Below are 14234 nucleotides of genomic sequence, written 5' to 3'. Positions count from 1 at the left end.
GCCCTGCCCTGCGGCGGACGGCCGTTACAGCGGACGGCCGTTACAGAGGGCGACCGCCGGTACGGCCGCGGCCGGGCGCGTTCGGCGCCTCCAGCAGCTGCGCGACCTGCTCGGCGACCCCGGCGTCGGCCAGCACGTCGTAGCTGTCCGCCCGCACCCCGGCGACGGGGCTGAAGTCACGCCGTCCACCGGTCAGCGCGTGCCCGGCCAGGCCGAGCAGCCCGCCGACGAGCGCGCCGAGGACGGCCCCGTACAGGGCCAGCAGCAGCCCGGAGACCAGCGGGTCGATCCAGCCGAACACGCCGAACAGCCACCCGAACAGCGCACCGGCCACCGCGCCCGACAGGGCCGACTGCAGCGCCGACTGCAGGGCCGCCCGGCCCGGAGTCAACCGGCCGGTCACCTGCTCGACGCCGTTGAGCCCCCGGCCGACGATGGCCAGACGCTCGACCGGGAAGCGCTTGTCCGACAGATAGTCCACCGCCCGCTCGGCGGCGGCGTAGTCGTCGTACGAGCCGACCAGTATCTGGTCGGCGCCTCCGGCCGGCGACAGCCGCGTCCCATCGGACAGGTATTGGTACGACCGGGTCATGGTGTGCCCTCCTGGCGAGTACGGTCGTCTTCGGGGAGAACCGCCTCCGGCGGCTCAGCGGGCACGGCCGCCGATCCGGTGCGGCCGCGCCGGCAGGACGGCGCCGTGACGGGTCCGCACCCGGCAGGCGGTGGCGGTCCGCCGTCCCGGTGCGACCTCGTGCGCCGGCGATGACGGCCGGGCCGGACGGGCGGGGACGGCCTGACCGGCCTGCTCCAGGGGCTCGGACTCCAGGGACTCGGACTCAAGGGGTTCGGGCCTCCGCGGCGGCGGGGCGGGCCTCGACGGCGACTCGGCCGGAGACGACAGGACCGCGCTTTCCAGCCACTGCATCACCATCAGGCCGATCAGGGCCAGCAACGGAACGCCCACGATCCCGAGCATGGGAAGTCACCTCCTGCGTCAATGCCGCTGCGCGGACCGCATCGGCGGTTGACGAGCCCGTCCCCGCGCGCCGCGGCGACACCGCCAGGCAGGTACCCGGACCGGCCCCGGCGGCGCCGATCCGGATACCTGCCGGGCGCGCCGCGATGATGCATCCGCGCCGGTCCGTACCCGGACCAGCCGACTTCCCCTGAGATGGACCGCTAATCACGCGATCATCATCACGGGAGGCCGTTCACCGCGAGGACGACGCCGTCCGTGGATGCGACCCGGTCCTCGGAGATCTCCCGGTACTCCGGGGAACCCGCCCAGACCTCGAAGGCCCGCCGGTCCTCGAAGGCCAGCAGAATGATCTTCTCGTACGGCCACCGCCCCTCGACCACCTCGGGGTTCTCCTGGGCGGCCAGCAGCCGCCCGCCGTACTTGAGGAGGACGTCCATGAACCCCGCGACGTACTTGTCGTAGCGCTGCCGGTCGTGGATCGAGATCTGGGCGACTGCGTAGACGGTCATGGGAAGATCATACGGAACAATGTTCTACAAGAAGGCCCCGCCCTGCGGGATGTCCTTGATGAACACGACCCCGTCGATGCTCGCCAGATGGGCCGGGTCCAGCGAGGCGTAGCCGAACCACGGGGAGACGCGGGGGGCGGGCGGCGCGTCGCCGAGAGCCGCGGCCAGCCCGCGGGCGTCGACGACACAGCGGTCCTCCGGGAGGGCGTAAAGGAGTCCTTCGAGGGTCTCCGGAGGCGGGGCGTCCACTCCCCGGTGCCGGATCGTGCCGAGGGCCGTGGCCAGGAAGGCGTACTCCTCGCCCAGGTGGGCGTTCACGATCGCGCCGGCGCTCCACCACTCCAGCGGCAGCTCGCCCATCCGCATCGTGCTCATCTCCCGCTGGAGGTGGCTGTTGTGGGCGTGGACCAGTACCGGGCCCCGCTCGGCGAGGGCCAGGAGGTTGGCGGCCATCATCGAGTCCCGCTGGGCGCACATCCGGGTCACGCGGCCCGGCGAGGCGTCGGCCATCCAGTGGTGGTAGCCCAGCAGGCCGGTGGCGGTGCGCCCGTACAGCCGCGCCCGGTCCCACTCCTCCCGCGAGGTGGCCGCGATCAGGTGCGGCGTCTGCGCGTCGAGCAGCGCCACGAGATCGTCGGCGAGCAGCCGCAGCCGCCGGGCCTCGGCCGTCTGCCCCACGGACCGGGACGGTTCCATCACCGCGGCGGGCTCGGACCAGCGGTCGTCGTCGCCGAGAAGACGGTCGAGCTCCTCCGCGGTGCAGGGAAGCAGGTCCGCGTCCACCCGGGCCGCGAGATAGCCGTGCAGCGCGGTGAGGGCCTGACGCGGGCTCGCGGCCCAGTACTCCAGCGGGCCGTCGAATCCGGCGAAGCGCAGCTGTTCAGCCGCGGGACGGCCGTCGTTGTAGGCGCGCATCCAGCGCACGAGCTCGCGGTTGGCCGCCGAGACGCCCCACCCGTGGCTGAAGCCGCGCTCCATGACCTCGTCGAGGGTGCCCGCGCCCGAGGTGATGTAGTCGTCCACGACCAGGCCCATCAGGCAGTCGCTCTCGATGGTGATCGTCCGGTAGCCCTCCTGCTCGATGAGCTGCCGGAAGAGCTCGTTGCGCAGCTCGAGCAGGCTGTCCTCACCGTGGGTGGGCTCGCCCAGGGCGAGCATCCGCGGCCGGCCCGGGAGCAGCCTCATGACGGCGGCGGCCTCGACGGCATGAGCGGTTTCCTTGATACCAGTAGCCATACCTTCAACGGTATCGTTGAACCCTTTTGTGGAGACTTCCTCGCGATATCCCCAGGCCGCTCAGCGAAAACCCTCAAAACGAGGGGAAACCGGGGAGAAAAACAGAAGCGGGGAGCCGGATGTCCGGCTCCCCGCTTCGGGGTGATCACACGCTCAGACCGTCACGGCCTCAGCTGCAGCCGCTGGTGGAGCCGCAGCCCTCGCAGACGTAGCAGCTGCCGGCCGGGCGCATCTTCGTGCCGCAGGTCAGGCAGAGCGGCGCGTCGGCGGTGCGGCCCTGGTGGGACTCCAGGGAGCCGCCGCGCACCGGCGCGGGCAGGTCCTGGGCCGGTGCCGGAGCCGGGGCCTCGGTCCTGGTCTCGGCCCGGGGGCCGGCGCTCTCGATCGGGGCGGAGGTGGCCAGCTCGGCGATGACCTGGTCGGTGTGGAGCGCCGCCGGGTCCTCACCGCGCTGCTGGGCGGCGCGCTCGTCGGCGGAGAAGATGCCCAGGGCGGCCCGCTCGTCGTAGGACAGGTGGTCCAGGGCGAGGCGGCGGAAGATGTAGTCCATCACCGAGGCCGCCATGCGGACGTCGGGGTCGTCGGTCATGCCCGCCGGGTCGAAGCGCATGTTGACGAACTTGCTGACGTAGGTCTCCAGCGGCACGCCGTACTGCAGGCCGATGGAGATGGCCACGGAGAAGGCGTCCATGACGCCCGCGAGGGTCGAGCCCTGCTTGGACATCTTCAGGAAGACCTCGCCGAGGCCGTCGTCGGGGTAGCACGAGGCCGTCATGTAGCCCTTGGCGCCGCCCACGGTGAAGCGGGTGGTGGTGCTGGGGCGCTGGTTCGGCATCCGGCGGCGGGTCGGGCGGCTGATCTCCACCACCCGGACCTCCGGCTCGGCGGCGGTCTCGGCCTTGGCCTCGGTCTTGTCCTCGGTCTTCTTGCCGGCGGCCGACAGCGGCTGGCCGACCTTGCAGTTGTCGCGGTAGACGGCCAGGGCCTTCAGGCCGAGCTTCCAGCCCTCCAGGTAGACCTGCTCGATGTCCTCCACGGTCGCCGACTCGGGCAGGTTGACCGTCTTGCTGATCGCGCCCGACAGGAACGGCTGGGTGGCGGCCATCATGCGGACGTGGCCCATGGGGGCGATGGCCCGCTCGCCCATGGCGCAGTCGAAGACCTCGTAGTGCTCGCGGCGCAGGCCCGGGGCGTCGACGACGTGGCCGTGCTCGGCGATGTACTCGACGATCGCCTCGATCTGCTCGTCCTGGTAGCCGAGCTTCTTGAGCGCCCGCGGGATCGTCTGGTTGACGATCTGCATGGAGCCGCCGCCGACGAGCTTCTTGAACTTCACCAGCGCGAGGTCGGGCTCGATGCCGGTGGTGTCGCAGTCCATCATCAGGCCGATGGTGCCGGTGGGCGCCAGCAGCGAGGCCTGGGCGTTGCGGTAGCCGTTCTTCTCGCCGAGCTTGAGGCACTCGGTCCACTGCCGGGTGGCCTCGGTGTGGATCGCCCGGTCCATGTCGTCCATGGTGCGCAGGTCGTCGTTGGCCCCGGAGTGCTTGCGCATGACCCGCTTGTGCGCGTCGGCGTTGCGGGCGTAGCCGTCGTACGGGCCCACGACGGCGGCCAGCTCGGCGCTGCGGCGGTAGGACACGCCGGTCATCAGCGAGGTGATGGCCCCGGCGATGGCCCGGCCGCCGTCGGAGTCGTAGGCGTGGCCGGTGGCCATGAGCAGCGCGCCGAGGTTGGCGTAGCCGATGCCGAGCTGGCGGTAGGCGCGGGTGGTCTCGCCGATCTTCTCGGTCGGGAAGTCGGCGAAGGTGATGGAGACATCCATCGCGGTGATGATCAGCTCGGTGATCTTCACGAAGTTCTGGATGTCGAAGGAGCCGTCGTCCTGCAGGAACTTCAGCAGGTTGATGCTCGCCAGGTTGCAGGAGGAGTTGTCCAGGTGGACGTACTCGGAGCAGGGGTTGCTGGCGGTGATGCGGCCGGTCTCCGGGCAGGTGTGCCAGTCGTTGATCGTGTCGTCGTACTGCACGCCGGGGTCGGCGCACTCCCAGGCGGCGGTGGCCATCTTGCGGAACAGGTCGCGGGCGTCGACCTTCTCGATGATCTCGCCGGACAGGCGGGCGCGCAGGCCGAACTCCTCGCCGTTCTCCACGGCGCGCATGAACTCGTCGGAGACGCGCACGGAGTTGTTGGCGTTCTGGTACTGGACGGAGACGATGTCCTTGCCGCCGAGGTCCATGTCGAAGCCGGCGTCGCGCAGCGCGCGGATCTTGTCCTCCTCGCGCGCCTTGGTCTCGATGAACTCCTCGATGTCAGGGTGGTCCACGTCGAGGACGACCATCTTCGCGGCGCGGCGGGTGGCGCCGCCGGACTTGATGGTGCCGGCGGAGGCGTCGGCGCCGCGCATGAAGGAGACCGGGCCGCTGGCGGTGCCGCCGCTGGAGAGCAGCTCCTTGGAGGAGCGGATCCGGGAGAGGTTCACGCCGGAGCCGGAACCGCCCTTGAAGATCACACCCTCTTCCTTGTACCAGTCGAGGATGGACTCCATCTGGTCGTCGACGGCCAGGATGAAACACGCCGAGACCTGCTGGGGCGAGGCGGTGCCGACGTTGAACCACACCGGGGAGTTGAAGCTGAAGATCTGGTTGATCAGCGCGTGCTTGAGCTCGTGGTCGAAGATCTCCGCGTCCTCGTCGGTCGCGAAGTATCCGTGCTCGACGCCCGTCCTGGTGTAGACGCCCACCACGCGGTCGACCAGCTGCTTGAGGCTCCACTCGCGCTGCGGGGTGCCGACGGCGCCGCGGAAGTACTTGGTGGTGACGATGTTGGTGGCGTTGACCGACCAGGAGGCGGGGAACTCGACGCCCCGCTGCTCGAAGTTGACCGAGCCGTCACGCCAGTTCGTCATGACGACGTCGCGGCGCTCCCATTGCACCTCGTCGTACGGGTGCACTCCGGGGGTCGTGAAGATGCGCTTCATCCTCAGTCCCTTGCGCGGCCGCTTGCCCCCGCGGGCCGCTGCGCCGCTGACCGTCTCCGTCATGCCTTCCCCCTTCCGGGCTCGGACGAGCCCGCGAATCGGACAACACCAATGCGCCGCTTCGTCCCCCGGCGCCGGGGATGATTGATATGTCAGCCCTGCTGGGCGGAGCGCTCCGCCCGCAACTTCTCGATCTCGGCCTCGAAGTCGGCCAGCGTCTCGAAACCCCGGTAGACCGAGGCGAACCTGAGGTAGGCGACCTCGTCCAGCTCGCGCAACGGGCCCAGGATGGCCAGCCCCACCTCGTGTGCGGGGATCTCCGCGATGCCGGTGGCCCGGATGCTCTCCTCGACCCGCTGGCCGAGCTGCGCCAGGGAGTCCTCGCTGACCGGCCGTCCCTGGCAGGCCCGCCGGACTCCGGCGATCACCTTGTCCCTGGAGAACGGCTCCGTCACCCCGCTGCGCTTGCTCACCATGAGCAGCACGGTCTCCTGGGTGGTGAACCTGCGCCCGCATTCGGGACACGTGCGCCTGCGGCGGATGGCCGCGCCGTCCTCGGTGGACCGGCTGTCGATGACCCGGGTGTCGGGATGGCGGCAGAAAGGACAGTGCACGCGCGTCGCCTCCCTGGTCCGCCGGCCGACCCACGCGCCCCATGTGTCTCAGAACCTCCGTGGACTTCCACGGAGGAACGCTCGCGCACGCCCCCGAACGATCGAGGTGCGACGATAGAAACACAATTTGTGGTGGGATCCACCGGTAAAGCCACTAGATGTTGTGGTCCAACCGTAGAAGTGCGCGACCATGAACGCAAGTTAGACGCGGCCCCGCCGCAGAAGTCGCTGATCAGCGGCCCGAAACCGGCTTCGCCGGGCGTGTCGCCCTTGCGGAGCAGCTCTTCAGCTCCCGGAGCCGGCCGGAAGGTAGATCCGGGTGCCCGGCCGGATCAGCGTGCCGGACAGGCCGTTCAGCTCCATGATCCGGTCGACGGTCACGGCGGGATCGCCCTCCGGCGTCACCGCCTCGGCGATCTCCCAGAGCGTGTCGCCCTGGTGCACCCTGACCCAGGGCAGGCCCTCGCGACCGGGATGCCCGGCCGCCGAGGCCGGGGCGATGCGGGAGCCGACCCAGAGCATAGCGAGGGTGACCAGGACGAGGAGGACGACCACCACGATCCGGCCGCGCCGCGTGAGCCGGACCGGCCTGCGGGGAGAGCGCGCGCCTTTACCGGGACGGGCGCCGGGGCGGGCGTTCCGCACCGGGCGGGCGCCTCTCGCGCGGCGCGCATCCCACGCAGGACGAGCAGGGCGCCCATCCCCCGCGGAACGAGCACGGCGCGGATCCCTCTCGCGACGGGCGTCCCCCGCAGTGCGCGCGCCTCCCCCGGCGCGTGCGTCTTCTGCGGGGCGGGCGGGGGGCACGCCCTGCGCCGGGGCCGTACGGCGCGCGCCTCCCGCGGGGCGCCGGGCGCCTTCCCGGGGGCGGAAAGGGATCACGTTTCCCCCCGCCTCGGGCCCGGAGGGGGGCACCGGCCGGGATCCGCGGGGCTCCAGGGGCCCGTGGGACCCGCGGGGCCGTCGCGTGTGCGCGGTCGCCTTCATCTGACCCCCCATCTCCGCGACCTGGCCGAACACAGGTCGAAGAAAGATCGGCGAATCGAACACGATGTCGATCGAACTCCCGTACGATGTTGTACACCACACCGCTATCGATTTCGAGGACGACTCGAACAATTGTTTGAAGATGATCTTCAATAGGAGTACGGTCGCTGGTGTGCGGCATGTGGGACACGGACTTGGAGGCAAGGAGATCGCATGAGCGAGCACAAGGAGAACGGCGCGGCCGCCAGCGACCTGGCGGTGCGCAGACGCGACTCCCTCGGCCTCACCCCCAGGCAGCGCAAGATCCTTGAGGTGATCCGCGACTCGGTGCAGCAGCGCGGCTATCCGCCGTCGATGCGCGAGATCGGCGAGGCGGTGCAGCTCACCAGCACCTCCAGCGTGTCGCACCAGTTGACGGCGTTGCAGCGCAAGGGTTACCTGCGGCGTGACCCGCACCGCCCCAGGGCCTTGGAAGTCCGGTTGCCCGGCGAGCCGGTGCTGTGGGTCGACCCCGACGCGAGCACGGAGGAGGCGCCGGTCAGCCGCCCCACCGCGGCCTACGTGCCCCTCGTCGGCCGCATCGCCGCCGGTGGCCCCATCCTCGCCGAGGAGAGCATCGAGGACGTCTTCGCCCTGCCCAAGCAGCTCGTCGGCGAGGGCACGCTGTTCCTGCTCCAGGTCGCCGGCGACTCGATGATCGAGGCCGCCATCGCCGACGGCGACTGGGTGGTCGTGCGCCAGCAGCCGGTGGCCGACAACGGCGACATCGTCGCGGCGATGATCGACGGCGAGGCGACGGTCAAGACCTTCAAGCGCAAGGACGGCCACGTCTGGCTCGTTCCGCACAACTCCAACTACGACCCGATCCCGGGCGACGAGGCCACCGTCCTCGGCAAGGTCGTGGCGGTTCTGCGCCGCCTCTGACCACCGGCTCCGGATCGGCCCGGCTTTTCTCCGCTCTCATGGCGGCTGTCCAACCCTTCGGGGACGGGCGGCCGCCATTGCTGTTTTCAGACACACCCTTATATGCGCCCATATGGACCTAAATAAAAATACGGTCCTTATTCCAGATTGACGTTCTCCTCCCCCTGCGCGGATCACCTCTCTTGACCGGACATGGTCACAGGGTTACGTTCACCTCATTAATAGGAAAGCTTCCTATTAATTTTCACCCCCCACGCAGGTAGGAGAGGTATTCCTCGTGCGAAATCGAACAGTCCTGAAACTCTTCGGCGTAGTGGGAGCGCTTCTGCTCCCCCTCGGGACCGCCGTCGCGACGGCTCCGGGAGCGTACGGCGCCGCCGCCGTGCCCATCCGGGCCAACTCCGGCGGCGCGGCCGTCACCGACGGCGCGGGCGTCCAGTGGTCCGCCGACAAGGCCTACGCCAGCGGCGACTGGGGCTACCAGACCAGCTACGGGACGAACACGACGGGCAGCCCCATCGCGGGCACCGACGACGACGCGCTCTACCAGAGTTACAACACCTTCAACGGCTGGAGCGGTTACCGTTTCGACCTGCCCAACGGCACCTACCAGGTGACGTTGAAAATGGTCGAGGACTGGGCCAACGCCGCGGGACAGCGCAAATTCGACGTCCGGGCCGAGAACACCACCGTCCTGACCGGCTTCGACATCTTCGCCTCCTGCGGCCGGCTGACCGCCTGCGACAGGTCCTTCCCGGTGACGGTCACCGACGGCGCCCTCAACGTGCAGTTCAACATGAACGGCGGAGCCAACTACGCGACCGTCTCGGCGATTTCCGTGACCGGGCAGACCGGCGGGGACACTCCTCCGACGGTCCCCCAGAACCTGCGCTCCACCGGGGCCACCACGACCGGCGTCTCCCTGCGGTGGGACGCCTCCACCGACGACGTCGGGGTCACCGGCTACGAGGTCTACCGCGGCACCGCCCTCGTCGCCACCGTCACCGGCACCACCCACACCGACACCGGCCTGACCCCCGGGACCGAGTACGCCTACACCGTCCGCGCCCGCGACACCGCCGGCCAGCGCTCCGGACCGAGCAACGAACTCAAGGCCACCACCGAGGACGAGGGCGGCGGCGACACCGAGGCGCCGAGCGTCCCGGGCAACCTGCGCGCCGGGACCGTCACCGCCACCACCGCCGAGCTGACCTGGGACGCCTCCACCGACAACGTCCGCGTCACCGGCTACGAGGTCTACCGCGGCACCGCCCTCGTCGCCACCGTCACCGGCACCAGCCACACCGACACCGGCCTGTCGCCCACGACCGCGTACACCTACACGGTCAGGGCCCGAGACGCCGCCGGGAACCGGTCCGACGCGGGCAACGAGCTGAGGGTCACCACCAAGGAGCGCGGCACCGGCGGGAACATGCTGCTGGGCTACTTCACGAACTGGGGCGTCTACGGCCGCAACTACCACGTGAAGAACATCGTGACGAGCGGCTCGGCCACCAAGCTGACCCACATCAACTACGCCTTCGGCAACGTCCAGGGCGGCCGGTGCACCATCGGCGACGGCTTCGCCGACTACGAGAAGGCCTACACCGCCGACCAGAGCGTCGACGGCGTCGCCGACACCTGGGACCAGCCGCTGCGCGGCAACTTCAACCAGCTGCGCAAGCTGAAGAAGGCCCACCCGAACATCAAGATCCTGTGGTCGTTCGGCGGCTGGACCTGGTCCGGCGGCTTCGGCCAGGCGGCGGCCAACCCGGCGGCCTTCGCCGAGTCCTGCTACCAGCTGGTGGAGGACCCGCGCTGGGCCGACGTGTTCGACGGCATCGACATCGACTGGGAGTACCCCAACGCCTGCGGCCTCACCTGTGACACCAGCGGCCCGGCCTCCTTCAGGAACCTGATGTCGGCGCTGCGCTCCCGCTTCGGTTCCGGCAACCTGGTCACCGCCGCGATCACCGCCGACGGCACCTCCGGCGGCAAGATCGACGCGGCCGACTACGGCGGCGCCGCCCAGTACGTCGACTGGTACAACGTCATGACCTACGACTTCTTCGGCGCCTGGGCCGCCCAGGGCCCGACCGCGCCGCACTCACCGCTCACCGGCTACCCCGGCATCCCGATCGCGGGCTTCGACAGCGACACCGCCATCCAGAAGCTCAAGAGCAAGGGCGTCCCGGCGAACAAGCTGCTGCTGGGCATCGGCTTCTACGGCCGCGGCTGGACCGGGGTGACCCAGTCCGCTCCGGGCGGCACCGCCACCGGCGCGGCGCCGGGCACCTACGAGGCGGGCAACGAGGACTACAAGGTCCTCAAGACCAGGTGCCCGGCCACCGGCACCGTCGGCGGCACGGCCTACGCCCACTGCGGCAACCAGTGGTGGAGCTACGACACCCCGGCCACCATCGGCGGGAAGATGGGCTACTCCAAGAACCAGGGCCTGGGCGGGGCGTTCTTCTGGGAACTGAGCGGCGACACGGCCAACGGCGAGCTGATCAGCGCGATGAAGACCGGCCTCGGCTGATTCAGCCGGGCATGCTCCATTAACACCGACACCTACTGATATATCGGTCACCGCCCTGGTTAGGCTGGGGCGGTGACCGAGACATATTCCCTGAACGCGCTGACCCTGGAGGAGCTGGCTTCGCGGGACGGGGTGAAGTGGTCCCAGCCCGCGCCGGGCGTGATCCCCGCCTGGATCGCCGACATGGACTTCCCGGTCGCCGCCGCGGTGCGCGAAGCGCTGGCCCGCCGGGCCCAGGGAGACCTGGGCTATCCCGTCTGGCTCGACCGGCCCGGATCCGGTCCGCTGGCCGAGGCCTTCGCCGAGCGGATGGAGAGCCGGTACGGCTGGCGCCCCGACCCGGACCTCGTACGCTCCTTCAGCGACATCAACCAGGCCCTCCAGGTCATCCTGCACGTCGCCACCCGCCCCGGCGACCAGGTGGCCGTGCACGTCCCGGCCTATCCCCCCTTCCTGGGAACGCTGAACGAGATGCACCGGCCGGCGCTGCCGATCCAGATGGAACCGGCCGGAGACTCCTGGGGGTTCGACACGGACGCCCTGGCCGAGCGGCTCGCCGAGGGCCGCTGCCGCGCGCTGCTGCTGGTCAACCCGCACAACCCGACCGGCCGCGCCTTCACCCGCCGGGAGCTGACCGATCTGGCCGAGCTGGCCGAGCGCCACGACCTGCTGGTGATCTCCGACGAGATCCACGCCGATCTGGTCCACGGCTCCGGCGAGCACATCCCCTTCGCCACCCTGCTGCCGGAGCGGACCGTCACGCTCACCTCCGCCACCAAGGCGTTCAACCTGGGCGGCATCCGCTGCTCGGTGGCGCACGTCGGCGCGCCCATCCTGCGCGCCGCCCTGGCCGCCCAGCCCGCCCACCTGTACGGCGCACCCCACGTCTTCGGGGTCGAGGCGACCGCGGCGGCCTGGCGGCACGGCGACGAATGGCTGACGGAGGTCCTGGCGGTGCTCGACCGCAACCGGCACCTGATCGCCGAACGGCTCCCCGCCGGGGTCGGCTACCGGGTTCCCGAGGCCACCTACCTGGCCTGGCTGGACCTGTCCGGACTCGGCCTGGAAGAGGAGCCCGCCGTGTTCCTGGAGCGCGAGGCCAAGGTCATGCTCAGCCCCGGCCCGCTGTTCGGCCCGGGCGGGGAGGGCTTCGCCCGGCTGAACTTCGCCACCTCCGGCCCGGTCCTGTCCGAGATCCTCGACCGGATCACCCGGACCGTGAAGGGTCCGCAGTCCTAGGAGCTCGGGGCAGGGGCAGGGGCAGGCCGGCTCGGGAGGCCGGGCGCGGTGGGGTCGGCGACCGCGCTGAGACCGCCGCGGGCCATCAGCTGGTGCACGAAGTCCGCCCGGGCGCCCGGAGCGAGAGTGAGGGTGGCGCGCAGGACCGTGAAGTCGCCGCTCACCGCCTCGTCATGCTTGACCTCTTTGACGTAGTCCCCGTACGGCGTGCCGTCGGCGGTCGAGGCCGCCACGGTGAGCCTGGTGGTCAAGGACTGTCTCACCGCGGGGATCGCACCGCTCCTGGGCACCACACAGATCACGTTGACGGCCGTGTCGTCCCGGGACGCGGGGCGGCGCAGCCCGACCCCGTAGAGGGCCACCGCCCCCGAGTCCTGCGGCACGGTGAGCACGGCGGTGACGACGTCGCCGAGGCAGTCCGCGGCGGCGGCGTGCGAGGAGACTTCGGCCAGGGAACGCCCGTCGCCGAGCACGGCGGAGACCGGCGCGGCGGCCGGTCCGGTGGCGATCGTGGAACCGGTGACGACGACCTTGTTGAACTGGTTCAGCAGGCCGAACTCGGCCAGCGGTCCATCCGGATCGACGGCATGGTCGTCGGCGAGCGACAGACCATCGTGATCACCGATCTTCTCGGGTTCGCCGCCCAGCCCGATCAGCTTGGCCCTGACCGCCTCGGCGTCGACTCCGCCCTCGAGGCGGACCGCGGTGTCCGGCGGCACTCCGATCGAGACGGCGTGGTCGGCGGCGAAAAGGGTGACGCCCGTCCGCTGCGGCAGCAGTTTCCACACCGTGACAAGGTTGCCGGCGCCGTACCCGATGGCGGACGTCCACGTCCCGTGCGGCCCCGGCCCCTGCTCGGTGGCCAGGCCGATGGCACGCCAGTGGGCCAGGTCGCCGTACTCGAAGTGGAGGGCGGCGGGGCCGTCCCCGGAGACCTCCGCCATCGCCGCCCGGAGCCCGGTCGCGGCGGGGGCGGAGGCCGTGGGGGTTCCGGAGCTCGCGGGGGTCTGGGGAATCTCACCGGACCGGAGATCACCGCCGGAGCAGCCCGTCACGACCAGCCCGCCTGCCAGCAGGAACGCACCGATACGCCGCATGTGCGAACCCTAGTGCCAGCCGGGCTCAGCCGGAAACGGACGGGTCCATCTCCCGCAACCGCACCGTACGGTCATCGCCGCCGGTGGCCGGCAGGCGGCCATCCGGAGAGAAGGCCGCGGAGGACCCGCCGGATCAGGACGGGCCGACCACCCGGTAGTCCTCCGGAGCGAGCGTCCGGAGGAAGACCGACGCCGAGGTCGCGGCGGTGTGCCTGACCGTGGCCCGGAGCACCGTGAGGTCCTCGAATTCGACCTCGTCGTGGACGATCTCCTCAGCGTGGTCGCCGAACGGCTTGCCCAGGTGGTTCTTCCCCCGCGGGGTGAACCGGGTGGTGAAGTCCCCGCGCACGGCGGCGTGCTCGGCCGCCTCCGGCAGCACGCACACCACGCTGACCGGCCGATCGGTCACGGACGCGGGACGCCTCAGCCCCACGCCCTGGAGCCTCACTCCCGGCCCCGAGCCCACCTCCTGGGGATCGACTATGAAAGCGGCGGCGACGTCTCCGAGGCAGGCCGCGAGCGCGAGGTATCCGTCCTTGCCTGCCATTGTGGGCGATCCGCCGAGCACGTCCCTGACGCTCGACGCGAATGGGCTCGCCGCGATGACGGAGCCGGTGACGACAACGTTGCCGAACGGGTCGTCAATGGAGGTCTGGACGAGCAGGCCGTTCTCCGAGGTTGCGGTGACGTCCTCAACCCGAGTGATCACTTCGTGCTCGCCGAGCCTGCGGGGTGCTCCTCCGGCCGCGACCAGCCCGTCCCGGACGGCGGCGGCGTCGAAGCCTCCGTCCAGCCGTACGGTGTCCGGCGGTATGCCGATGGAGATCGCCCGGTCGGCCCCGGACAGATCGCCGCCGACCGGATCCCGCCGTTCCGGGACGCCGAACGCGCCGAGACTGAAGGCGGCCACTTCCAGCCAGGGACCCTCCGCCTCCTCTCCGGGCGTCAGGCCGAGATCCCGCCAGTGGGCCAGGTCGTTGTAGAGGAACGCCTGGCTCGCCGGCCCGCTCTCGGCCACCTCGGCCATCGCCCCGGCCAGCCCTGTCGCTGAGGAGTCACCGCCCGCCTGCGCGCAACCCGCCAGGACCAGGGCCGCCACCACCATGAGCACACCGGAACACCGCACGGGGCGA

The 14234-nt window shown here is 70.6% G+C and carries 12 protein-coding genes; 3 read left to right on the top strand and 9 right to left on the bottom strand.

Annotation, left to right across the window (positions count from 1 at the left end; genetic code table 11):
* Nucleotides 1–40: 40 nt before the first annotated feature.
* The 7 genes from Psi01_RS05405 to Psi01_RS05375 form a co-directional block, all read right to left on the bottom strand.
* Nucleotides 41–592: a YflT domain-containing protein gene (locus Psi01_RS05405; RefSeq protein ID WP_204062812.1), complete on the bottom strand. Its 552-nt coding sequence runs from the start codon at nucleotides 590–592 to the stop codon at nucleotides 41–43.
* 54 nt (nucleotides 593–646) lie between these two features.
* Nucleotides 647–976: a hypothetical protein gene (locus Psi01_RS05400; RefSeq protein WP_204062811.1), complete on the bottom strand. Its 330-nt coding sequence runs from the start codon at nucleotides 974–976 to the stop codon at nucleotides 647–649.
* A 221-nt stretch (nucleotides 977–1197) separates the two neighbouring features.
* Nucleotides 1198–1488, bottom strand: coding sequence for a DUF1330 domain-containing protein (locus tag Psi01_RS05395; RefSeq protein WP_204062810.1), 291 nt, complete (start codon nucleotides 1486–1488; stop codon nucleotides 1198–1200).
* Nucleotides 1489–1512: 24 nt separating this feature from the next.
* Nucleotides 1513–2724, bottom strand: a complete 1212-nt coding sequence (locus tag Psi01_RS05390; protein WP_204062809.1) for an erythromycin esterase family protein — start codon at nucleotides 2722–2724, stop codon at nucleotides 1513–1515.
* 169 nt (nucleotides 2725–2893) lie between these two features.
* Complete coding sequence (locus Psi01_RS05385; RefSeq protein ID WP_204062808.1) at nucleotides 2894–5764, bottom strand: vitamin B12-dependent ribonucleotide reductase; 2871 nt, start codon at nucleotides 5762–5764, stop codon at nucleotides 2894–2896.
* Between the two features lie 89 nt (nucleotides 5765–5853).
* Nucleotides 5854–6315 (bottom strand): transcriptional regulator NrdR, encoded by a 462-nt coding sequence (gene nrdR, locus Psi01_RS05380; RefSeq protein WP_203874881.1) that lies wholly within the window; start codon nucleotides 6313–6315, stop codon nucleotides 5854–5856.
* A gap of 285 nt (nucleotides 6316–6600) precedes the next feature.
* Nucleotides 6601–6960 carry a LysM peptidoglycan-binding domain-containing protein gene (locus Psi01_RS05375; protein WP_204062807.1) on the bottom strand — a complete coding sequence of 120 codons (360 nt, stop codon included), beginning with the start codon at nucleotides 6958–6960 and terminating at the stop codon, nucleotides 6601–6603.
* A gap of 555 nt (nucleotides 6961–7515) precedes the next feature.
* Between Psi01_RS05375 and lexA the strand changes: the two genes are divergently transcribed.
* The 3 genes from lexA (at nucleotide 7516) to Psi01_RS05360 (ending at nucleotide 12004) form a co-directional block, all read left to right on the top strand.
* Nucleotides 7516–8226, top strand: a complete 711-nt coding sequence (gene lexA / locus Psi01_RS05370) for a transcriptional repressor LexA (protein ID WP_239127130.1) — start codon at nucleotides 7516–7518, stop codon at nucleotides 8224–8226.
* Nucleotides 8227–8503: 277 nt separating this feature from the next.
* Nucleotides 8504–10765: a glycosyl hydrolase family 18 protein gene (locus Psi01_RS05365; protein ID WP_204062806.1), complete on the top strand. Its 2262-nt coding sequence runs from the start codon at nucleotides 8504–8506 to the stop codon at nucleotides 10763–10765.
* Between the two features lie 72 nt (nucleotides 10766–10837).
* Entirely contained in the window at nucleotides 10838–12004 is a 1167-nt protein-coding gene (locus Psi01_RS05360; protein ID WP_239127128.1) for a MalY/PatB family protein, read from the top strand.
* Here Psi01_RS05360 and Psi01_RS05355 read toward each other — a convergent pair.
* Together Psi01_RS05355 and Psi01_RS05350 are read right to left on the bottom strand one after the other, a co-directional pair.
* On the bottom strand, nucleotides 12001–13101 hold the full coding sequence (locus tag Psi01_RS05355; RefSeq protein ID WP_204062805.1) for a hypothetical protein: 1101 nt from the start codon (nucleotides 13099–13101) through the stop codon (nucleotides 12001–12003). The genes Psi01_RS05360 and Psi01_RS05355 overlap by 4 nt on opposite strands.
* A 133-nt stretch (nucleotides 13102–13234) precedes the next feature.
* A complete protein-coding gene (locus Psi01_RS05350; RefSeq protein WP_204062804.1) occupies nucleotides 13235–14227 on the bottom strand; it encodes a hypothetical protein in 993 nt (330 codons plus the stop codon).
* Nucleotides 14228–14234: the final 7 nt, after the last annotated feature.

Origin of the sequence: Paraplanobispora siamensis (genome assembly GCF_016863175.1) — a bacterium.
GTDB lineage: Bacteria > Actinomycetota > Actinomycetes > Streptosporangiales > Streptosporangiaceae > Planobispora > Planobispora siamensis.
Note: the sequence above shows the minus strand (reverse complement) of the source record. Positions and strands in the feature narration are given on the sequence as shown.